Source organism: Flavobacterium sp. WC2416 (assembly GCF_041200095.1).
GTDB lineage: Bacteria > Bacteroidota > Bacteroidia > Flavobacteriales > Flavobacteriaceae > Flavobacterium.
The window spans coordinates 2,663,855-2,687,670 of record NZ_CP165626.1; the positions used below are offsets into that span (position 1 = coordinate 2,663,855).

Genomic DNA, 23,816 nt, shown 5'->3' on the forward strand with positions numbered 1-23,816 from the left:
GTTTAACTGTAACTCCTAAAAATCAAGTTTAGAGTACATCAAATTAGTCAAAATGAAGAATGATACCACTACCAATCCAAATAAATCAATAGTTGAAGATGCAATTCCGGATCCCAGAATAAAAATTGCTGGTTTTTTACCCGATCCTCAATCCCGTTTAGATTCCACAGTGATGAAGTACAAACCCATTTGTGACTCCAGCATCCCGTTTAGAGACTTAACAAACCCCACAACAAAACGAGAGAGCATTGCTCGCCTGATCGAAAAACTAGATGTTACTAAAAACATTCGCTATAAAAGGACAGTAGAAGACACCTATTGCAATGTTTATTCTTATGATTATTGTTATTTTTCTAATGTTTATATCCCTACTGTTTGGTGGACAGATGAAGCAATCCAAAAAATATTGGATGGACAAGAAGTAGAAGCTATTTATAATGAAACTGTAAAAACAATTTATTCTAGTGCGATCCATGATTGGTTTTTGAAATGGGGAAGCAGTTTTGGCTGGAAAAGAATATTTAGCGTCGAAGAAATGCAAAATAAAGTAAATACCAATGGAGGTGTTGCCATTATTTGTGCCAAAAGAAAACAAAAAGGACTCTCAGGACACATCGTTCCCGTTGTACCCGAAACAGACACAAATAAAGCATACCGAGAAAATGGCGTAGTTCTATATCCATTGCAATCACAAGCTGGAAAACTGAACTACAATTACTTCTCTGAAGTTAAAAAAGATTGGTGGAATGATCCGTTATATTCTTCCTTTGTATTTTACTATCATGACTAAATTTAAGTTCTACATAATACCATTAAAGGAACACTTATAGGCATCTTAAAATAGACCAATACTTTCAATTAAAAAAAAGAGTTTTCAACTATACTAATTGGCATAATTAAAATTTTATTTAATTTAATATTAAAATATTCACAATCAACACATTAAAGCCTTTCTTTTTTAAATAAATTACTCTTCCTTTTTTAAAATTAAACTTCCTTCTTTTTTCATAATTTTCATTCCAATATCTAGTTGGAAATGACATAATAATAAAGTACTTTTGCAACTTGGAAAATCACAAAAATGGCAAAATTAAAATTTAGCTATTTATCTACATAAATCATTGATATAAAATAAATTAAAAGCAGTTCAAATTTTACAATAACATTATAAAATTTGGATTCTTATCAATCATTCAGTCGATACAAACACAAACTTTCTGAGACTGAAATTAAATTCCTGTAATTTAAAAGTAAAAAGCGATTAAATGGTTGTAAATACTTATTTCTAATGCAGCAAAACGGCATTAAAATGATTGACAACTAATACGATTTTGTACACCTATAAAAAAATTATATAATCATTAACCATAAAAAAAAGAACTCGTATAAATGAAAGAAAATCAGACAACAAAATATTATTGGGGAATTGGATTAGAAAACGAAACCTACATGCAATTTGAAGACCCCTTAATAGTATCTGGTGATTTTATACAAGAAAAAATTGGTTTTGAGAAATACAGTATTGATTATAGAAAATGTTATAAACCAGAAAGCATAGCGCCTTTATTAGTAACTGCTTTTAGCTCAGACAAAAATTATAAAGTGAGCCGAATGATGAATAGTCATTCCTTAGAAAAGCTTGACATCAATTTCCAACACAAAACAATACCAGCAATAAATGCAGTAACGAATAGTGATCAAGCTGCTGATGGAAAACCGCAATCCATAGACAATCCCGAATATATTGGGCAGTCTATTATGGAACGTTTTCTAGAGAAGCAACCGTACAATATTCAAAGTATGATTACTCAAAGAGAAAAAACGATGGGATCTGTACATTTTGATGGTGATTCTATCGAATTTGTAACTAAATATTTTGAAAATAGAACTATCGTTGATTCTTGCAATGAATTGAAAGCAACCAAAAAGTTATTCCTTGACAAAATCAACGAATCATCGGTACTAAAAGAAAAGTTGAGTTTTCCAGATTATAATACTGGTCTTAATATGTTTATGACTAATCAAGAAAATCTTGTTTTGTTTAATAATGGAACCTACCATTTCCATATCACATTACCTACTCTAACAGAAAACAGTAGAATTGTTGATTACCCTGCTTTTGATAAAACACATGCTAACGCAATTTACTTACTGCAATGGTTTGAGCCTTTTTTTATTGCCACACTAGGAAGCCCAGATATTATGGGAGTGATTAGTAATACTCATGATTTAGACAAAAACTACACTTTAGGTTCTATGCGAAATGCCATGTCTCGTTATATTGGAGTTGGTACTTATAATAAATCAATGCCAAAAGGAAAAATCTTAACCTACAAAGTTGATGATTTTAGAGCCCTTTTACAATTTAAAAAAGAAGACAACATTTGGTGGAGAGATCAAATCGAAAAGGAAATGGAATATGAATTACTTCCTGAAGTAGGTCTTGATTTTAATCAGGAAAAAATGTACCAAAGTGGTTTTGAATTTAGAAGCCTTGACGAATTCCCAGCAACCTACTTAAATGATGTTCTTTTTTCTATTATCTTAATCTGTGAACATGCTTTAAACCTTCCCGATGTTAAATGGGGACACGATAGTGAAGCTTGGAATAATTTGGTTTTTAAAACCTTAAAATATGGTTATTTAACAGAAATTAACCCCGAAGAAAAGGAAGAAGTATTGGATTTATTACAGCTAATCAATCCTTCAGATGCAAATTGTAATACGCTTAAGGCAGAATTTGATACCATCGTACTGCTTGATGAATTTTTCTTTAAAATTGTAGCAGTGCTACACACGAAGTACAAAGACAACAATGTATGTGTCGACGCGATGTGCGGACAAAAAACAGATTTCCCTCCAAAATGGGACAACTTTAATAAATACCAAACGGAACAACATCAATTACAAATTAGAGGTGTAGCGTCTCCTAAGATTAGCTACATTCGGAAAAAAAATCATAAAAATAAATTACTTACTCAAGTTTAATGACCCGTTAGGCATTAAAAAAAATATTTTCTATAAATTAAAATGCTGAATATAAATAAGTCGCAACTTATTTATATTCAGCATTTTATTATACTAAAATTCGTAATACAACTCAGCTGCTTCAGCCCAATATAATGTTAAAAAAATACTGTGGCACAGTTGTTGAATTTACAGAAAATGTATATACGAAACGAATAAAAAAAAATTAAATATAATTCTAAAATATAGAAAATATGAAAACCTTAAAATTAATTGCCGTTGGAATAATTCTACTTGTATCAAGCACATCAAATGCACAAATTTCAATTAGTCTAAACATAGGGACTGCCCCTGTATATCAAAATTCAGCAAATGTAGCTGTAGGATATTATTATTTGCCAGACATTCAATCCTATTACGATGTTCGCGCTAATCAATATATTTATTTGGAAAGAGGGAACTGGGAACGTTCAAGATACTTACCTAATCAATATAGAAACTATGATACCAGAAATGGTTATAAAGTAGCATTGAATGACTATCATGGAAACCAACCGTACAACAACTTCAATAATGACAGAACTAGATATTATGAAGGATACAGAGGAGAGAATCATAGATTTGTAGAGAATCGTAAAGACAATCGTAAAGAGTATAATAAAAACAAGTCTAAAGACTGGAAAGACAATAGATATGCTTCAAATGATCGCAACCAAAACGGGCGTGATAAATACGAAAACAATAACAGACGTTAATTCATTACATTTATTTAAATGCAAAAGAGAGTTTCAATATGAAACTCTCTTTTTTTTTGCCTTACATTTTCTGTTTGCGTACTAAAAATAGTTGACTAACTTTATCCATGGAAATAAATCAATTGTAAAGCGAGGAGAAAAAAAATAAAAAAGGATCTCATCAATAAGAAAAACTTAAATAATAATAATAATAATAATAATAATAATAATAAATATATGTTTACTCTAGAACAAATCAAACAAGCGTACGATAAAGTCCAAACAGAATCTGATTTTGCAATTTACATTCAAGAATTAATTCATTTAGGGATTAAAGGATATGATACTATCGTAAGCGATAGTAGAGTTGTTTATTACAGCGATACCGATTACGAAGTAAGTACCGATAAAAAATACGAACCATTATACATCACACCCACTGGTAATAAAGAGCGTTTTATTGAATGTCTTGTGAAGCATGAAAGTGGTCAAACAGATTATTTTACCTTTTGCCAACAGGCTGCTCAATGCGGAATTGCTAAGTGGCGTATTGATATTATTGAAATGACATGTACCTATTTAACAACTGCAGGGGATGCACTTATCATCGAAAAAATTCCTACTTAATACAATCTAAATCATCAAATTAAATTATCAATCAAAGAATTAATCATTTAAACTATCCATTCATGAATCAACATTCCAAGTACTTTGTATGCAAGACACTCCTTATTGTTCTCTTCGTTCAACTGGCAACCGTAACAGTTTCCAATGGACAAACTAAAGCCGAAAAAATCGATCAATTAATGAGTTTATATTCGGGTTACGGGCAGTTTAATGGTTCCGTGCTAGTGGCCGATGGAGGCAAAGTGATTTATAAAAAAGGATTTGGAATGGCAAATATGGAATGGAATATTCCCAATCAAACGGACACAAAGCATAGATTAGGTTCCGTTACTAAACAATTTACTTCCATGCTAATTCTGCAATTAGTGGAACAAGGAAAGATAAAGTTGGACTCTCCTATTACTACGTACCTACCTGATTATCCTAAAAAATCAGGAGATCAAATCACTATTCATCAATTACTCACCCACACCTCTGGAATTCCAAATTATACGTCGTTCCCAAATTTCGTAAAAGAAGTAAGCATCAACCTGTACAGTCCAGAAGCATTTGTAAAAACATTCGCTAATTTGCCATTGGAATTTACTCCAGGTGAAAAATTTGCATACAGTAATTCGGGTTATTTTTTATTAGGTTATATCATTGAAAAAGTTTCTGGAAAAAGCTATGAACAGTGTTTACAAGATAATATTCTCACACCACTTAAAATCAATAATACAGGATATGATCACCTAGAAACTATTCTAAAAAACAGAGCATCTGGTTATGAGAAAAAAGGGAAAGACTATAGTAATGCCAATTATCTAGATATGTCTATCCCTTACGCTGCGGGTTCCTTATATTCAACAGTTGAGGATCTCTATTTATGGGATCAAGCATTATATACAGAACAGTTACTTTCAACAAAAAACCGAGAGCTATTATTTAATTCTTATATCCCCGCAGGACCAGGATTTTATGGTTATGGTTGGTTTATCAATAAGGTGCCTAATGGCGAAAGTAAAGACAGCTTAACGGTGGTGGAGCATAGCGGTGGAATAAATGGATTTAACACTATAGTTTCTCGAATTCCATCTGATAAAAATTTAGTTGTTTTACTAAACAATACGGGCGGTGCAAAGTTAAACGAAATGAGTACAGCCATTAGAAACATACTTTACAATACGCCATATAGTTTACCTAAAAAATCATTGGCGAGCGAGCTCGTAGCTATTATTTTAGAAAGGGGAATTGCATCTGGACTTACTTTTTTTAACGAAAATAAAAAATCAGATACCTATGCCCTAAATGAAAGTGAAATGAATAATGAAGGATACCAATTTTTACAAACGGGAAAAGTAAAAGAAGCCATCGCTATTTTTAAACTCAATGTTGAATCATTTCCAAAATCAGGAAATACATATGATAGTTTAGGAGAAGCCTATTTAAAAGACGGTGATAAAAAAGGTGCCATTTTAAATTATAAAAAATCAGTAGAATTGGATCCTAATAATCAAAATGGAAAAAAAGTGCTGGAAGAAATCACAAAATAAGAAAGTGCAAAGTAATAATACCATCAATATGGAACACAAAGGCAAATCTATTCGTCCATTCATAGGAGCAAAAAACTATGCCATATCGCGTCAATTCTATCAAGACCTCGGATTTCAAGAGATTATTTTAGCTACAAATATGTCCTATTTCAAATTGGATAATTTAGGGTTCTATTTACAGGATGCTTATGTCAAAGATTGGGTTGACAACACCATGATTTTTATGGAGGTAGAAGATGTTCCGCAATTTTACAATAACCTATTAGCACTTGATCTTCCTGCTAAATACATTGGTGTAAAATTAATCCCAATACGTGAGCAGCTATGGGGAAGTGAATGTTACCTACATGATCCATCGGGTATACTATGGCATTTTGGCGCATTTAAAGCTGAAAAATAAATAAGACTATAAAATGCTTTAATTGTTTTGGAGTATCCTCTTTTTAAACCAAATAATAATAATAATAATAATAATAGTAAAATAATTTATGACATCTTTTAGAAAACAATTATCCTTTCGTTGGTCTGATTTAGATCCTAATTTTCATGTTCGTCATAGTGCATATTATGATTTTGGAGCACAACATCGTATTGAGATTTTGGAAAACCTTGGCTTGACCATGAAAGTATTACAAACCAATCATTTTGGACCAATTCTTTTTAGAGAAGAATGCGTTTTTAGAAAAGAAATCAAACTTTCTGATATCATCTTTATGCAAACTAAAGTATCCAAAATGAAAACAGATGCTTCTCGCTGGTCCATTGTTCATGAATTCATGAATGAAGAAAGCCAAATATGTGCTACAATTACAGTTGATGGAGCATGGATGGATACTAAACTTAGAAAAATTGCCAACCCAACTCCAGAAATGGCTGTGAAAGCGTTAAGTAGTTTTCCTAAAAGTGATGATTTTGTAAGCCTTTAAAAGAGATTTGAAACAAATAATTATCCTTGATTCTCATTTTGGATACAATTATTAGAGATTGGGCTAATTATAAATTTAGTATTCGACTGACATTTGTATTGTTAATTAAACAATTAAATAAAAAGTATGAATACCAATAAAAAAATCGAACTGGGAAGTCAAGGACTTTATGTTTCAAAAGTAGGATTAGGTTGTATGGGAATGACCCAAATTGCAGGAATGGATATCTATGGAAAAGCGGATGAAGCTGAATCTATAGCTACCATTCACCGCTCACTAGAACTAGGATATAACTTTTTAGATACTGCTGATTTATATGGTCCCTTATTAAATGAAAGGCTTGTCGCCAAAGCGATCAAAGGAAATAGAAACCAATATACTATTGCTACTAAATTTGGCTATGAAATCGACGACAATGAGCAACTGACTTGGCAATTCAATGGTAAAAAGGATTATGTAAAAAAAGCAGTAGAACGTTCCCTTAAAAACTTAGGAACTGATTATATTGATTTGTATTACTTGCACCGTTTAGATCCGAATACGCCAATTGAAGAAACGGTTCAGGCAATGGCTGAGTTAGTAAAAGAAGGGAAAATTGGTCATATTGGTCATATTGGTCTTTCAGAAGTTTCATCAGAAACCATCAAAAAAGCACATAATGTTCATCCTTTAACCGCAGTACAAACTGAATATTCTTTGTTTGAGCGTGGCATTGAAGAAGCTGGGATTCTAAAAACAATTCGAGACCTTGGAATTGGGTTTGTAGCTTACTCTCCGTTAGGTAGGGGTTTTTTATCTGGGGATATTAAAAGCATTGATGATTTTCCTGAAAATGATTTTAGAAAAAGTTTACCTCGTTTTCAAGGCGAACAATTTTACAAAAACATTACGTTGGTAAATGAAATAAAAACATTGGCCAATGAAAAAGAAATTACACCTTCACAATTAGCTATTGCTTGGATTGTTTCAAAAGGGATAATACCCATACCAGGAACAAAACGAGTGAAATATATTGAAGAAAATAATGCCGCAGCAGAAATTAAATTAAGCACTGAAGAAATAAACCGTTTAGAAACTACCATCCCTTTAGGAACCATAACCGGCGCTCGTTATGACGCTGCAAACATGCAAGCCATCGATCAATAAAACAAATTATACAGTAGGAAAAACTATCTTGACCATTGGTTTTTCCTATTGTATTTATAATTCGTACCATGAAAAAAGAAACTAATGCTCCGCATGTGATCAATTCCATTTCTGAGTTGCATCGTTTATTAGAATTACCTAAACCAAAGCACCCTTTAGTATCCGTTATTAATTTGAATGAAATTAAATGTGATTTTGATGATAAAATAAATAATTTTATTTACAATTTTTATTCAGTTTGTACCAAAAATGATTTTAAAGGTAAATTGAAATACGGACAAAATTATTACGATTTTGACGAAGGTATAATGACTTTTTTTTCTCCAGGTCAGGTAATATCTACCGCTGTTAAAGAAGATATTGTTTTATCCGGCAGATGGTTAGTTATACATCCCGATTTTATTCAAAATTATTCTTTGGCAAAAAACATTAAAGACTTTGGTTTTTTCTCTTATGCCACACATGAAGCGTTACATCTTTCGGATGAAGAAGAAATAATGATTACTGATATTATGCAAAGTATTTATATTGAATATTGTTCTGTAATTGATGGTTTTAGTCAGGATGTGATAATCTCACAAATTGAATTATTGCTTAATTATTCCAACAGATTTTATAACCGTCAGTTTATCACCCGTAAAAATGCTAGTAATGACCTATTGACTGCAATGGAAAAACTACTTACCGATTATTTTAACACTAATAAAGTAGCCGAATTAGGCCTTCCAACTGTTCAATACATCTCAGAGCAATTGCATGTTTCTCCCAATTATTTAAGTGATATGCTTCGTTCTCTTACAGGACAAAGTACGCAACAACACATCCAAGATAAGTTAATTGAAAAAGCCAAAGAAATCTTGACTACAACCTCTTTATCCGTTAGTGAAATTGCATACCTATTGGGTTATGAATATCCACAGTCTTTTAGTAAATTATTCAAAAACAGAACCAATGTTTCCCCTTTGGAGTATCGAAGTTCATTCAATTAAATACATTTCTATTAGTAGATCCTATTTCTAATAACAAATCATATCTTTATCGTTTATTACATAGTTATTAAAAATAGAAACATGAAAATATTCTCAATAAAAAAACGAATTTTAAGCCTTATTATCCTAGTAAGTTTGGGGTCATGCTCAACAGTAAAAACAGCGACTGTTAGTGGTAAAATTACAGCTATTCAATCTGGAAAAGACGGATACACAGCGACAATTAAAAACGAAAGAAACAAAATGTATCTGGGAACAATTAGCATTCCCAATTTGAGTAATCCACATTTATTCAAACAAGCATCCGTTGGGGATACTATAGTTGTAAAAGGGGAAGTTTGGAAAATGGGAACAGAAAAACACATTAAAGTTGAAGAAATACTTGAACTAAAAAAGAAAGATAGCGCCGAAGCAAAAATCACTGGTATAATTCAAAGTATCGAAAGAGGAAAAGATGGCTATACAGCCAAAATAAAAACAACAAATGGACTGCTTTATTTTGCTACAATCAGTATTCCAAATCTAGGAAGTCCCGAAAAATATCGCTTATTTAAAATTGGAGAAACGGTTAATTTATTTGGGGAATTATGGAAAATGGGGGAAGAAAACCACCTAACTGTTAGAAAAATTTTAGAATAAAACCATAAAAAATTACCCAAAAACTATAACCCAAAAAGTTATAGTTTTTTTTATACTTTTATAAAAAAACAACTCAAGTCCTGATTTATGAAAAGGGATAATAAAATATAACTAAAAGAGATGAAAACATTAGGTCTTATCGGTGGAATTAGCTGGGTTTCAACTGCTGATTATTATAAACTTATAAATGAAGGCATTAACAAAGAACTGGGTGGTATCAATTTTGCCAAATGCATCATCCATTCCTTTAACTATGCCGATATTGTAAGAAACAACAATAATAACGATTGGGAATCAACTTTTATAATGCTATCCGAAGCATGTGAAAACTTACAACAAAGCGGTGCGGAAGCGATTCTTTTATGTGCAAATACAATGCACCTCCTTGCGGACCGAATTGAGCAAAAAATAAACATTCCCGTTATCCATATTGCTACTGAAACGGCAAAAAAAATAAAAAAACACCATTTATCCAAAGTGGGACTTCTAGGTACTAAGTTCACCATGGAACTTAATTTTTTTAGTTCAAAACTCAACGACCAAAATATTGAAGCTATTATCCCAGATGCGGAAGATCGAGATTTTATTCAGGATATCATTTACAATGAATTGGGAAAAGGTATCATTAACCCCAATTCTAAAAAGCGCTACATTGCTATTATCAATAAATTAATAGAAAATGGTGCTGAAGGAATTATTCTAGGGTGTACTGAAATTCCATTGTTAATTCAACAAGAAGATGTCACTGTTCCTGTTTTTGACACCGCAATAATACATTCGGCTGCTGCTGTAAAATTTGCTTTAAGCTAAAAAGAATCCTCATACTATTGTATTACTAAAAAATAATACCGTTTAAAAATTAATCAAATTTATTATGAAAACAACCAAAATACTATTTCTTGTGGTTCTTGCTTTTGCAATAACAAGTTTTAAATCAATTAACAAAACAAACCAATCACGAGAATTCTACCAGCTCAAAACGTATATCTTACATTCAGATGAGCAAGTTCAAGCTACCGATAAATTCTTGAAAGAAGCCTATTTGCCTGGTTTAAAAAGACTGGGAATTAAGAATATTGGCGTTTTTAAACCGAAAGCAAATGCTACTGATACAGATACCCTAAAAAAAATAATTGTCGTAATTCCTTTTAAATCAATGGATCAATTTCTAAATCTTGATGAGAAATTATCCAAAGACAAAATCTATTTATCGGCGGGAGCAGCCTATTTAAATGCCAATTATAAGCAGACCCCTTACCTACGCATTGAATCAGTTTTATTAAAAGCTTTTACAGATCACCCTTTTTTAATTACTCCAGCACTTGACAGTCCTAGAGACAAACGAGTGTATGAATTAAGAAGTTACGAATCTCCTACTGAAGCTATTCATGCCAATAAAGTGGACATGTTTAATGCTGGTGGTGAAGTTAAACTTTTTAACCGCCTTCAATTTAATGCTGTTTTTTATGGCCAAGTACTTTCAGGAGCCAAGATGCCCAACTTGATGTACATGACCACTTTTGCAGATCAAGAAAGTCGTGATGCCCACTGGAAAGCTTTTTCAGCATCACCAGAATGGAAAGAATTGATAGCTATGGAAAAGTACAAAAATAATATATCCCATATGGATATTACTTTTTTGTACCCAACAGACTATTCTGATTATTAAGGATAAGCCTATAGATAAATCAATAGTAAGAAACCACAACTATAAATGTTGTGGTTCTTTTTTTGATCATTACCAAAAACATGAAAATCCACTTATTATTAGCGTATTAAAGTGTTATATCCTTTATTTCTGCAAATTAAAATCGTAAATTTGAATACTACATTTAAAGGCAAAACCTTTTTTCAAATACAACTAAAAACACATCTGTAATTATTCCGTTTGTTTTGCCTCAATACCTATTAATTTTATTGTTTAATCCTAAAAATAAATAGTATGGAAACTACGATTCAATTTGTTAATACAGAAAAAAACAAAATTGCAGAAAATCTTGTATTCGAAAAACTGGACCAATTATACAAACACTTTGACTGGATTATTCGAGCAAAAGTGTTTTTTAAAGAGGAAAAAGACACAAATGGAAAAGGGAAATTGTGCGATGTTACTATTAGCTGTCCTGGACCTCCAATTTTTGCCTCTTCTAACGAGGAAACTTTAGAAGCTGCAGTAGCAGAAACCATAAAAGATTTAACTGTACAATTAAACAAACGCAAGAGTGAAAGACAATTGCATTAGTTCTATTTCAATTAGCATTATTAGAGGAGAAATTAACCCCAAAACAGACCACTATTTATATTTGTAAAGATAAAGTATGCCATAGGCCTACAACAGAAATAAAAATAGCACTACAACAGTTAAATAATTAATTATCAGAATTCTATAATTATATTTTTATTTAAAATACTCTATTACTTAAAAAAATGAGTAACTTACTAAAGCTAAAATAGCGCTTTAACTTCTCCCCAAGAATACTACTATCTTATTTCAAATATCAAAACTACTATTGTTCTATTGTTTAATCATAAAAAATACTATTATGACGACTTTACTTTACGATCGCTTAGGAGGAAATTCTGGAATTACACAAATTGTCAATGATGTGGTTGAAGAACACATGAATAATCCTGCAATAAATGCTCGATTTATACCCTTTAGGGACCAACCAGAAGAATTGGCAAACATTAAAAAGCACACTATTGAATTTTTTAGCGCAGGTAGCGGAGGTCCCGCAACTTATAGTGGCAAAGATATGAGTACAGCCCACACTGGCATGAATGTAAATCGAGGAGAGTACATGCATGTCATGGAGGATATCTTTCGTGTTTTAGATAAACATAATATTGATGAAGATTCAAAAAAAGAGGTGTTAGCAATTCTTTGGTCATTAAAGGGAATGATTATTTCTAAATAGTAATTCCCGCTTGCATAATAAAGCATTTCAAGTCCGCTTAAATCCAACCTTAAGAACAGTTTTCAATAATTTTATTCTTATCTTTAAGTCTATTTATGTCTTATGGATACGCTCAACCATTTCTTTAAACTTGCTGCTGGTGTAGGATTATTCCTTTTTGCCATGTACTTGCTAGAAGAATCTCTCAAAAATTTGTCGGGTCGTAGTTTTAAACTATTTCTACAAAGCATTACAAAAAATAAGATTGGAGCTGTAACTGGTGGAGCAATAGTAACAGCCATTCTTCAAAGTAGTTCTATGGTTTCCTTTATGGTTTTGGCCTTCGTAGGTGCAGGTGTATTTACGATGAAAAATGCGATGGCTATAATTTTGGGTGCTAATCTTGGAACGACGCTCGATAGCTGGTTAGTAGCTACATTAGGTTTTAAAACTGATATTGAAGTAGTAGCTTATCCCGCCGTTTGTGTGGGTGGTTTACTATTAATTCTTTTTGGAAGTCGTAAAACCATTAAATACATTTCTTTTTTCCTTTTTGGTTTTGGATTATTATTCATTGGTCTTTCCTTCATGAAAACGGCAATGGAAGCGCAAGTTAAGATTTTTGATTTCTCAAAATATGCCGAAATGCCATTAATCATTTTCTTAGTTATTGGATTTATTATAACCATGCTAGTTCAATCTAGCTCTGTCACTATGGCATTGACTCTTAGTGCACTTCATGTTGGAGCAGTCAGTTTTCCAATTGCTGCCGCTATTGTATTGGGATCAGAAACAGGGACAACCATAAAAATTGTGTTAGGAGCTATTGGCGGTAATGCTTCTAAAAAGCGAGTTGTTTTGGGTAATTTTCTATTCAATGTTTTTGTTACTGTGTTTGCTTTTATCTTGTTAAAACCTATTTTGAGTCTTATTACGGATGTTTTCAACATTAAAAATCCACTGATTGGTTTAGTCACTTTTTCAAGTCTAATCAACTTATTTTCTATCCTTTTTTTCCTTCCTTTCCTTGATAATTTTGCGCAATTTTTAGAACGGTTTTTCAAAGATCTTAATGGAAATACGGCTGCTTTTATTACTCATGCCTCGATCGTTGAGCCCATAACAGCATTGGATTTATTTAGAAGAGAAACCAACTATTTTATACATAATTCCATGCTATTCAATATGGAATTGTTCAAAATTGACACTCACGATTTTCGGGAAAATGCTGTATTTAAAAGCATCAATGATAAACATAAATTTTTCTCTAAAACTAAAGAAGATCAATATAATTTCTTAAAACAATTGCAAGGGGAACTACAAATTTTTTATTTGAAATTAAGACCCAAATTACAGACAGAAGAATATTCCGAAATCAACCAATTAATATCAGCAGTGCGATCTGCAATGCATGCTGTAAAAAGCGTTAAGGATATTGGAACTAATATTTCGAATCTAAGTCATTCTTCTAAAGATATCAAGTACCAATTTTTTATCCATCATAAAGAAGAAACTAAAATCCTTTATATGGAGTTGAACTCCTATTTAACGGAAAAAAATCAAATTACATTTGAAAAATTACAAAGCTTATTTAATTCCATACAAATCAATTATACATCGGCACTAAACACTTTTTATTCAGAGGTACAAAATGCGCCAATTGAAGATATAGATATTACCACAGTTATCAATTTCAACAGAGAACTTTTCACTTCAAATAAAGCTATGTTTATGGCTATAAAAGATTTTCTACTGAAAGAAAAACTAGCTGAAGACTTTAATGAAATTCCCGTGTATAAAACTTAAAACTACTAGTATATAGAAAATTAAATTCAAAAAATTTTATAAGATTTACTCTAAATTTTATAAGCCAATATGAATATTAATTTTCATCTTTGTGTAAAATTCAATTTTAAATTTAAAAAGAGGTTTTCAGTTTATTCTGACAATTTTAAATCTAAAACAACAACAGTTGAAAAAATACTTACAAAAGAGTTTAAGGTTATTTATTTGGATAGTAGGAACAATCGTTAGCTTGTTTTTAATACTTCTAATCCTCATACAAATTCCTTCGGTACAAAACGTTGCGAAACAAAAAGTGGTATCCTATATCCAAGAAAAAATTCAAACTAAAGTTTCCATAAACCATTTAAAAATTGAGTTTCCCAAAAAAATCATCCTGGAAGGCATTTATTTTGAAGGTCAAAAAAAAGATACGCTTTTGGCTGGTAAAAAAATAGCAGTTGATATTAGTATGTGGCAACTAATAAATAATACGGTTGCTATTAATTCTATTGATTTAAATGGAATCACGGCAAATATAAACCGAAATGCAACAGGAGATTTTAATTTCGATTATATAATCAAAGCTTTTGCGTCCCCAGATAAACAACCCAAAGACAGTACACCAATGATTTTTTCATTGGATGAAGTCAATCTAGACACCATAAACCTAAAATATACTGATGCATTTTCTAAAAATGATTTAACACTAAAACTAAGGCATTTAGAAACGAGAATCAAAACTTTTGATTTGGAGCAAATGAATTTTGAAGTTCCAAAAATCAAAATCAAAGGATTGAAGCTAAAGCTAAAACAAGGAATTCCAAAAGAAATTACCAGTGTAGCAAATAGTACAGCATCTAAATCGAATTTCAACATTGGACTAGGAGAAGTAGATTTGTCTAAAATTGCCATTGACTACCAAGATGAAAAAAGTAAATTAACCACTACCCTTTCCTTAAAAAAACTATTGGTAAAATTTGATAAAACAGATATCAACAACCAATTTTTATTAATTGATAAAGTTTCGCTAGCCGATGCCGAAGGAAATTTAGCATTTGGAAAGCTAAAAGAAATAGTTGCTACTAGTACAACAGCTACTGATTCTAATAATTGGGAAGTAAAAATAAGGGAACTTAGTTTAAAAAGAGTGGGTTTTATTTATGACAATTATAATGCTACTGTCCTAGAAAAAAGGATTGATTACAACCATCTGAAATTTTCATCCTTAAGTACCGAAGCCAAAAACTTCCGTTATAGCCCCATCAGTATTTCTGCAAATATTGACTCATTCAAAGGGAAGGAAAAAAGTGGGTTAAATATACTCGCTTTAAAATCGGATGTTTTCTACGGAAGAAAGAATGCTTTCTTTAAAAATTTATATCTCAAAACTCCCCAAACCCAATTACAAAACGAAATCCAAATTGGGTATGAATCCATAGCAAATATTTCAAAAAATTTAGGTGATCTAAGTCTGATTGCCAATTTGAAAAAAAGCAGTATTGGTTTTAAAGACATTTTAATTTTTGTTCCTACATTATCCACTACAAAACCGTTTGATAGTAATCCTAACGCCATCCTTCTTATTGACAGTAAAGTCAGTGGGAAGCTCAATAACATCAAAATACCAAAACTAGAAGTAAGTGGCTTGGGAACGACTAAAGTAAATGCCAGTGGTACAATAACGGGTTTACCTGATGTCAATAAAGCGCATTTTGATTTGGTCATCAATGAATTCAAAACCACTTCTAAAGATATAAACGAATTTATTCCAAAAGGAACGATTCCTAATACCATTGCACTTCCGGCCGTATTTAATGCCGCAGGAAAATTTAAAGGAACGCTAAATGATTTCTATACCGATCTCGTTTTAGGGAGTAGTTATGGAAATGCTACCATTAAGGGGCAGTACAACCAACAAATTAAAAACAAAGAAAAGTACAATCTAGATACAGAACTGACTAATTTTGATTTAGGCAAATTGATAAAAAATAGTGATATTGGTAAAATCAGTTTAAATGCTACTATTAAAGGAACAGGTTTTGATCCCAAAACAGCAAATACATCCATAAGCGGGACCATTCAAAAACTATATTACAATAAATATACCTATCAAAACTTGGATTTAAAAGGCGCCATTCATAATGGTTTATTTAAAATAAATGCAAGCAGCCCTGATCCCAATCTTACTTTTGACTTAGTGAGCAGCGGTAGTTTTAAAGATAAATATCCCGCTGGTACCATTAACCTTAATATTGATATTGCTGACCTTGAAAAGTTAAACCTGCACGCTGGTCCACTAAAAATAAGAGGAACTGTACAAGCTGATATTCAATCAGCTGATCTGGATTACCTCAATGGTAAATTTACTGTTTTAAACTTAACCGTTGCTGATGAGGCAACGCAATATGTCACCGATTCCATTACTTTAATTGCCACTTCTACTGCTGATAAAAATACTTTGGATTTAAAATCTCCATTTATGACTGCTAGCGTAAACGGAAAATACAAACTATCTAAAATTGGTGCTGCCTTGTCTCAGTCTATTTCAAAATATTATTCAACAGATTCATATTCGAAAACTAAAGCAGTTGAAAAACAGCAATTGGAATTCAAAATTGGAATTGCTGACAGTCCGCTTTTAGTGAAATTAATTCCTGATTTAAAGAGCCTGGAACCTATAGCTATTTCTGGAAGATACAATACCATAAATGATTCTATTGTTTTGAATGCCGCCATTCCAAAAGTTATTTATGGAGGAAACACCGTGACAAATGCCGTTTTTAAAATAGATACTAAAGACAATTCTTTGGTATACAACTTAATGGTTGATGATTTACAAAACACTCAATTTCAACTGCCGTACACTTCCCTAACTGGTAAAATACAAAACAATACTGCCAATTATGTTTTACAATTAAAAGACTTAAAAGACAAAGAAAGGTATTTGATTGCTGGTACAGTTGAGGCTAAAAATGGAAATAATGACCTTCATTTTGATCCAAAAAACCTATTGCTTAATTACGAATCCTGGAATATAGATCCTGCTAATGTAATCCGTTTTGGTCCTAAAGGATTGTATGCTAACCAGCTTAAACTAAGCAAAGACGGGAGTAGCATTGAATTGCAATCTGAATCTCAAAAAACAAATGCGCCACTGGCTATTAATTTCAAAGATTTTAAACTAGAGACGCTGACTAGCATTGCCGAAAAAAGTGACTTAACCATTAGTGGAACTACAAATGGTGCGGTTCTACTAAAAAATTTAAGTCAAACGCCTGTTTTTACTTCTAATCTTACCATTTCTGATTTTGCATTTAAAAAAGACACCGTTGGGACAATCAATATTCAAGTGGATAATATCGTTGCCAACAGCTATAATGCAAAAGTAGCTATAACAGGTCAGGACAATCAAGTGAATTTAGATGGAACTTACAAAACAGGAAATGGTGCAATGGACTTCAACCTGGATATTGTAAAACTAAATCTGAAAAGCATTCAAGGATTTACATTGGATAACCTAAAAGAAAGTACTGGTTTTTTTAATGGTAAATTTAAAATAACAGGAACTACAGATCAACCTAAAATGATTGGTGACTTAAAATTGAATGATATCGGATTCAAAGTAACGCCACTCAACGCCACATTTAAGTCCATGAATGATGCCGTTTCGTTTACCAATGATGCCATTCTATTTGATCATTTTACCATTAAAGATGAGAAAGACAATGATTTAGTTATTAACGGAAAAATCAACAGTGCAAATTTCAATAATTTCGGTTTTGATCTAACATTAGATGCCACAAATTTCAAAGCCTTAAATTCCAAAGAGAAAGACAATCCTTTGTATTATGGAGAAGTATATTTAGACAACCATTTAAGAATAAAAGGAGATTTCAATAATCCTATTGTAGATGGAGATATAAAAGTAAATAAAGACACCAAACTGACTATTGTAATGCCACAATCGGATCCATCCATCGCGGATCGAGAAGGAATTGTGGAATTTATTGACCAAGACAATCCTTCGATGATTGAAACCATTGCTGTAGATGAAAATTTAAGTAAAACAGAAATAAAAGGAATCAATGCATCGGTCAATATAGAAGTCGATAAAGAGGCCGAATTATCTATTGTAATTGACAAATCTAATGGTGACTTTTTAAAATTAAAAGGAGAAGCGCAGTTAAATGGTGGAATTGATCCTTCAGGAAAAACGACCTTAACAGGAAGATATGAGCTAAAAGAAGGAGCTTATGAAATGAATTTTAATTTTATCAAACGAAAATTCGATATTAAGAGCGGTAGTTATATTCTATGGACAGGCGAACCAACATCGGCAGATATTAATATAACTGCTGTTTACAAAAATCAGGCTGCTCCTATTGATCTTATTGATGACCAATTAGCTAATGTTTCGGCAGAAGTAAGAAATACCTACAAACAAAAAATCCCTTTTGAAACCGAATTAAAAATGACTGGGGAGTTAATGAAACCCGTCATCAGTTTTGATATTATTTTGCCCGATGGAAACAATAGTGTATCCACCGAAATTATCAATACAACTCAAGCTAAATTAACGCAATTGCGTCAGCAACCAGACGAACTCAACAAGCAAGTATTTGCGTTACTGCTATTGAATCGTTTTATAGGTGAAAATCCTTTTGCTAGTGAAGCTGGTGGTAGTTCTTTGACATCCATAGCGCGACAAAGTGCCAGTAAAATCCTATCGCAACAACTGAACAATTTGGCCGGAAACTTAATTAGCGGTGTCGAATTGAATTTTGATTTAAATTCAACCGAAGATTATACCACGGGACAACTTGAAAATAAAACCGATTTGAATGTAGGGATTTCTAAAAAATTACTGAACGATCGATTGAAAGTAACCGTTGGGAGCAGTTTTGGGCTGGAAGGGCCACAACAAACCAATGAAACTAACAATAACATTGCGGGTGACGTATCTGTTGAATATCAATTGTCTAAAGATGGACGATACAAGTTAAAAGCCTACCGTTTAAACAAATACCAAGTGGCACTGCAAGGACAAGTAATAGAAACAGGAATTGCTTTTATTATCACTTTAGATTACAATCATTTTAAAGAATTATTTCAAAAAAGTAAAACTCAAAAAGAGAAAAACAAAAAGAAATAATGAATCCTACCTATAGCATTATGAAAAACAAAGCGCCACTACTCTATTTCCTTTTTGTCATCTTGTTCCTATCTGGATGCAGTGGTACTAAATATTTACCCGAAGGAGAACTGCTTTATACAGGTGCAAAAATTAAAATAGAAGGAAATGAACCTGCTAAAAAGGAACGCAAAGCACTAAAATCAGAATTAGAGCTTTTGGTAAGGCCAAAACCCAATTCTTCCTTTCTAGGGATGAGGCCCAAACTGTTCTTTTATAATTTGGCGGGACAGCCAAAAAAAGAAAAAGGAATTCGCTATTGGATCAAAACAAAACTGGGCGAAGCACCCGTTTTATACAGTAAAGTAGATCTAGAATACAACAAAAGTGTTTTACAAAACTATAGTGAAAACAAAGGGTATTTCAATGTAAAATCCACTGCTGATTCCACGAGAACGGGAAAAAAAGCAAAAGCGACGTATACTGTTACACCAAACAAACGTTACTTTATTAGAGACGTAAAATTTCCCGAAGGATCATCGGCTGTGGCTGCAGCAGTGCGTAAAACACAAAGACGCTCTTTATTAAAAAAAGGAGAAGGATACAGTTTAGAAGTTATTAAAACCGAAAGAGAACGAATTGATACCCGACTCAAAGAAAAAGGATTCTATTATTTCAATCCTGATTATTTGCTCGTACAGGTAGACAGTACAGTAGCCGATCATCAAGTAGATTTGATCGTGAAGATAAAAACAGATGCGCCCCAACTGTCCAAAGAGCAATACAAGATCAATAAAGTGGTCGTGTATCCTAATTATTCCATTAATACAGATAATGCCTCCAGCAACAGTGATTCAATTGTTCATTACAAGGATTTTACGATTATAGATAACGAACATTTATTTAATCCCAGCATTTTTGACCGAACGCTTTATTTTAAAAAAGGGGATTATTACAACCGCACCAACCACAATTTATCTTTAAATCGATTAGTCAATTTAGGCACTTTCAAGTTTGTAAAAAACCAGTTTAAAGTAGCAGATACGATAAGTAATTATCTCGATGCCTATTATTATTTGACTCCTTTGCCTAAGAAATCCATTCGTGTAGAAGTGTTGGCCAAAACCAATTCAGCTAATTATACTGGAACAGAACTCAATGTAAACTGGAGCAATCGTAATTTATGGAAAGGAGCGGAACAGCTTACAATTTCAGCTTTTGGTGGAGTTGAAGTACAGGTATCTGGACAAAATAATGGGTTTAATGTATACCGTTTTGGAACAGAGGCTAATTTAATTTGGCCGCGCCTTATTGCTCCTTTTAAATTTCAATCTTCCAGTGGTTTTGTTCCAAAAACAAAAGCAACACTAGGATATGAGTTTCAAAACAGAACCAAATTATATTCCTTGCAAACCCTCAAAGGTTCTTTTGGATATTTATGGAAAGAGAATGAACGCAAAGAACACTTGTTGAATGTCACTGAGATCACCTTTGCCAGTCCACAAAATGTTACGGCTTTGTATCGCGAACAAATTGCTGCCAATGCATCACTTGGAAAAGTAATCGAAAAACAATTGATTTTTGGTCCTACTTACTCCTATACGTATACAAATACCATGGAGAAAAGAAAAAAGAATACCTTTTATTACAAGGGAAGTATTGACCTCGCTGGGAATATAACAGGATTACTATCCGGTGCTAATATAAAATCAGGAGATACCGTTAAAGTATTTAAGGTACCATTTAGTCAATTTATAAAAGTAGAAAATGAATTCAGGCATTACCTAAAATTAGGTGCCGAATCACAACTCGCTAGTAGAATTATCGTGGGAGCAGGTTTTGCTTATGGCAACTCAAATGAAATGCCATTCATCAAACAATTTTTTAATGGTGGTACGAATAGTATTAGAGCCTTTAGAGCACGCTCTATTGGCCCTGGAACCTTTGATGGATCAACGAATGCCAATACCTTTTTACCGGATCAATCAGGAGATTTAAAACTTGAATTCAATACAGAGTATAGAGCAAAAATTTACGGATTGGTTAAAGGAGCTTTGTTCATGGATGCCGGAAATATATGGCTTTTAAAAGACAACATAGACAAACCGGGTGCCAAATTCTCTAAAGACTTTTTAAACGAACTCGCTGTGGGTGTAGGTGCTGGATTGCGATTTGATTTCTCGTTTCTGGTCCTGAGAACGGATCTTGCTTTTCCTATACGTAAACCGTACTTGCCCGATGGTCAACGCTGGGTATTGGACAAAGTAAATTTTGGAAGTGGATCTTGGCGAAATGACAATTTAGTATTTAATCTGGCTATTGGATATCCATTTTAGACCTATTACTTTAATTACCAATAGCTTCAAAATCTACAATGCCTTTTTTTTATTTGATCTATTAAAGAATAATCATAATAAAACCTTAAAACACAATAATTATTACATCTTTGTTGCTGTTAAAGGCAATTCATTGCTAATTTCAATTATATTTGTTTAAAAAAATTCGCAACATATGGAAGAGTGTATTTCAGTTTTTGACATGCTTAAAATTGGTATTGGACCATCAAGTTCTCATACTTTAGGCCCATGGCGTGCCGCTGAACGCTTCTTGCAAGAATTGAAAGAGGAAAACCTTTTACCTACTGTTACGCGAATTAAAACTGACTTATATGGCTCCTTGTCGTTAACAGGCAAAGGGCATGCGACTGACTTGGCAGTGATGCTAGGACTTAGCGGTCAAGACCCAGAATATATTCCGGTGGAAAACATCGATGGAATTATAAAAATCATTAAAGATACCCACCTAATCAATTTAGGAAATCAATATCCAATACCCTATCAGTTCGCTGATGATATTACGTTCAATAAAGAGTTTCTTCCTTTTCATTCTAATGGGATGACATTTACTGCTTTTATTGGAAACGAGATTGCATATGAGGCTACCTACTACTCCATCGGTGGTGGATTTGTAGTAAAAGAAGAACGCATTAACGCCAAGGAAAAAATCAAAATTAAATGTGCTTTCCCTTACATGATCAATAATGCGGCTGAGCTATTAGCCTTTTGCAAAAGCGAAAATAAAAGCATTTCGGAGATTGTTTATGAAAACGAAAAATCCATGCGCACGGAGGAAGTAATCGATCATGAATTGATGCGCATTTGGAACACCATGCTCGAATGTATGTACATAGGATGTCATACTTCAGGAATCCTTCCGGGTGGATTAAATGTACGCCGAAGAGCGTTTGATATGCATCAAAATTTAATAGGATTGTCTAATTATAGTAATCCACAAACTTGGTTAGAACAAATACGCTTGACCGAAGTGAAGTTTCGCCAAATCCTAAAATGGGTAAGCTGTTTTGCCTTGGCCGTAAACGAAGTCAATGCAGCACTAGGCCGCATTGTAACCGCACCTACAAATGGTAGTGCTGGAGTAATTCCATCCGTTTTAATGTATTATTTGGTAATTGAAAACCACAATGCGGGCCCAAAAGAAATCAAACAATTTTTACTGGTGGCTGGAGAAATAGGCAGTATTTTCAAAAAAGGCTCCACTATATCAGCCGCTATGGGTGGTTGCCAAGCCGAAATAGGCGTATCATCGGCTATGGCTGCAGCGGCACTTTGTGAACTGATGGGTGGAACACCCGAACAAGTATTGATGGCCGCCGAAATTGCCATGGAGCACCATTTAGGATTGACCTGTGACCCTATAGGTGGTTTAGTCCAAATTCCATGTATCGAACGCAATACGATGGGTGCTATAAAAGCCATCAATGCCGCCGAACTCGCCCTTGAAACCGACCCAAAAAACGCCAAAGTACCATTGGACAAAGTAGTCGATACTATGTGGCAAACCGCTAAGGATATGAACAATAAGTACAAAGAAACTTCGGAGGGCGGACTAGCGATTGCCGTTAATATGGCTGATTGTTAATCGTTGTTCGTTGACCGATGTTCGTTGACCGTTATTCGTTGTTCGATGCACGTTGTTCGTTGTTCGTTGTTCGTTAGTAGATGATCTATCTTGCGATGGACGGTAAACGGTGGACGGTTTTCGTTGTTCGATGCCCGTTGACCTATATTCATTTTAGCTAATCAATAATCGTAATTTGTCCTGCGATGGACGGTAAACGGTGGACGGTTTTCGTTGACCGATTTTCGTTATTCGTTAAACAGAAAACGATCAACGGAAAACGATAGACGGTAAACGATAGACGGTAAATGATTTTCACAATCTCCTATTTTTGGGCGTGCCCCAGCTTCCACTCCGTTGCAGCAGCGTCAGGCTCTACGCTACAATCTCCCGAAAAAAATCGGGAGGATTTCCACTTTGATCCTTCACGCAAGATCCCCTTTTGCGACAGCGAAAACAGGCATTTTTAACTATTCGAAATAAAATTCATCATAGACCATTCAAAATCAATAAATTATATGATAT

Annotated in this window: 18 protein-coding genes; all 18 read left to right on the forward strand. The window is 33.0% G+C overall.

Annotation, left to right across the window (positions count from 1 at the left end; genetic code table 11):
• Positions 1-52: 52 nt before the first annotated feature.
• Positions 53-790: a hypothetical protein gene (locus tag AB3G39_RS11320; RefSeq protein ID WP_369753664.1), complete on the forward strand. Its 738-nt coding sequence runs from the start codon at positions 53-55 to the stop codon at positions 788-790.
• A 599-nt stretch (positions 791-1,389) separates the two neighbouring features.
• The gene (locus AB3G39_RS11325) at positions 1,390-2,988 is read left to right on the forward strand and encodes a hypothetical protein (protein ID WP_367769470.1); all 1,599 of its coding nucleotides are present in this window, start codon (positions 1,390-1,392) and stop codon (positions 2,986-2,988) included.
• 233 nt (positions 2,989-3,221) lie between these two features.
• Positions 3,222-3,722 (forward strand): hypothetical protein, encoded by a 501-nt coding sequence (locus AB3G39_RS11330; protein ID WP_367769467.1) that lies wholly within the window; start codon positions 3,222-3,224, stop codon positions 3,720-3,722.
• 216 nt (positions 3,723-3,938) lie between these two features.
• Complete coding sequence (locus tag AB3G39_RS11335) at positions 3,939-4,328, forward strand: DUF1398 domain-containing protein (RefSeq protein WP_367769464.1); 390 nt, start codon at positions 3,939-3,941, stop codon at positions 4,326-4,328.
• 62 nt (positions 4,329-4,390) lie between these two features.
• Positions 4,391-5,860, forward strand: coding sequence for a serine hydrolase (locus AB3G39_RS11340; RefSeq protein ID WP_369765186.1), 1,470 nt, complete (start codon positions 4,391-4,393; stop codon positions 5,858-5,860).
• A gap of 28 nt (positions 5,861-5,888) precedes the next feature.
• Positions 5,889-6,260 carry a glyoxalase gene (locus AB3G39_RS11345; protein ID WP_369766281.1) on the forward strand — a complete coding sequence of 124 codons (372 nt, stop codon included), beginning with the start codon at positions 5,889-5,891 and terminating at the stop codon, positions 6,258-6,260.
• Between the two features lie 88 nt (positions 6,261-6,348).
• On the forward strand, positions 6,349-6,786 hold the full coding sequence (locus AB3G39_RS11350; protein WP_369765187.1) for an acyl-CoA thioesterase: 438 nt from the start codon (positions 6,349-6,351) through the stop codon (positions 6,784-6,786).
• A 126-nt stretch (positions 6,787-6,912) separates the two neighbouring features.
• A complete protein-coding gene (locus tag AB3G39_RS11355; protein WP_369765188.1) occupies positions 6,913-7,932 on the forward strand; it encodes an aldo/keto reductase in 1,020 nt (339 codons plus the stop codon).
• 68 nt (positions 7,933-8,000) lie between these two features.
• The gene (locus AB3G39_RS11360) at positions 8,001-8,921 is read left to right on the forward strand and encodes a helix-turn-helix domain-containing protein (RefSeq protein WP_369765189.1); all 921 of its coding nucleotides are present in this window, start codon (positions 8,001-8,003) and stop codon (positions 8,919-8,921) included.
• An 81-nt stretch (positions 8,922-9,002) separates the two neighbouring features.
• Positions 9,003-9,560, forward strand: a complete 558-nt coding sequence (locus AB3G39_RS11365; protein WP_369765190.1) for a hypothetical protein — start codon at positions 9,003-9,005, stop codon at positions 9,558-9,560.
• Positions 9,561-9,680: 120 nt separating this feature from the next.
• A complete protein-coding gene (locus AB3G39_RS11370; protein WP_367769451.1) occupies positions 9,681-10,370 on the forward strand; it encodes an aspartate/glutamate racemase family protein in 690 nt (229 codons plus the stop codon).
• Positions 10,371-10,434: 64 nt separating this feature from the next.
• Positions 10,435-11,229, forward strand: coding sequence for an NIPSNAP family protein (locus AB3G39_RS11375; RefSeq protein WP_369765191.1), 795 nt, complete (start codon positions 10,435-10,437; stop codon positions 11,227-11,229).
• Between the two features lie 273 nt (positions 11,230-11,502).
• On the forward strand, positions 11,503-11,802 hold the full coding sequence (locus AB3G39_RS11380; protein ID WP_369765192.1) for an HPF/RaiA family ribosome-associated protein: 300 nt from the start codon (positions 11,503-11,505) through the stop codon (positions 11,800-11,802).
• A 301-nt stretch (positions 11,803-12,103) separates the two neighbouring features.
• Positions 12,104-12,478: a group 1 truncated hemoglobin gene (locus AB3G39_RS11385; RefSeq protein ID WP_369753655.1), complete on the forward strand. Its 375-nt coding sequence runs from the start codon at positions 12,104-12,106 to the stop codon at positions 12,476-12,478.
• Positions 12,479-12,580: 102 nt separating this feature from the next.
• On the forward strand, positions 12,581-14,263 hold the full coding sequence (locus tag AB3G39_RS11390; RefSeq protein WP_369765193.1) for a Na/Pi cotransporter family protein: 1,683 nt from the start codon (positions 12,581-12,583) through the stop codon (positions 14,261-14,263).
• Positions 14,264-14,429: 166 nt separating this feature from the next.
• The gene (locus AB3G39_RS11395) at positions 14,430-19,394 is read left to right on the forward strand and encodes a translocation/assembly module TamB domain-containing protein (protein WP_369765194.1); all 4,965 of its coding nucleotides are present in this window, start codon (positions 14,430-14,432) and stop codon (positions 19,392-19,394) included.
• Positions 19,394-21,709 (forward strand): BamA/TamA family outer membrane protein, encoded by a 2,316-nt coding sequence (locus AB3G39_RS11400; protein ID WP_369765195.1) that lies wholly within the window; start codon positions 19,394-19,396, stop codon positions 21,707-21,709. Before AB3G39_RS11395 ends, AB3G39_RS11400 begins: the two co-directional genes overlap by 1 nt.
• Before the next feature lie 175 nt (positions 21,710-21,884).
• Positions 21,885-23,312, forward strand: a complete 1,428-nt coding sequence (locus AB3G39_RS11405) for an L-serine ammonia-lyase (protein WP_369765196.1) — start codon at positions 21,885-21,887, stop codon at positions 23,310-23,312.
• The last annotated feature ends 504 nt before the right edge of the window (positions 23,313-23,816 follow it).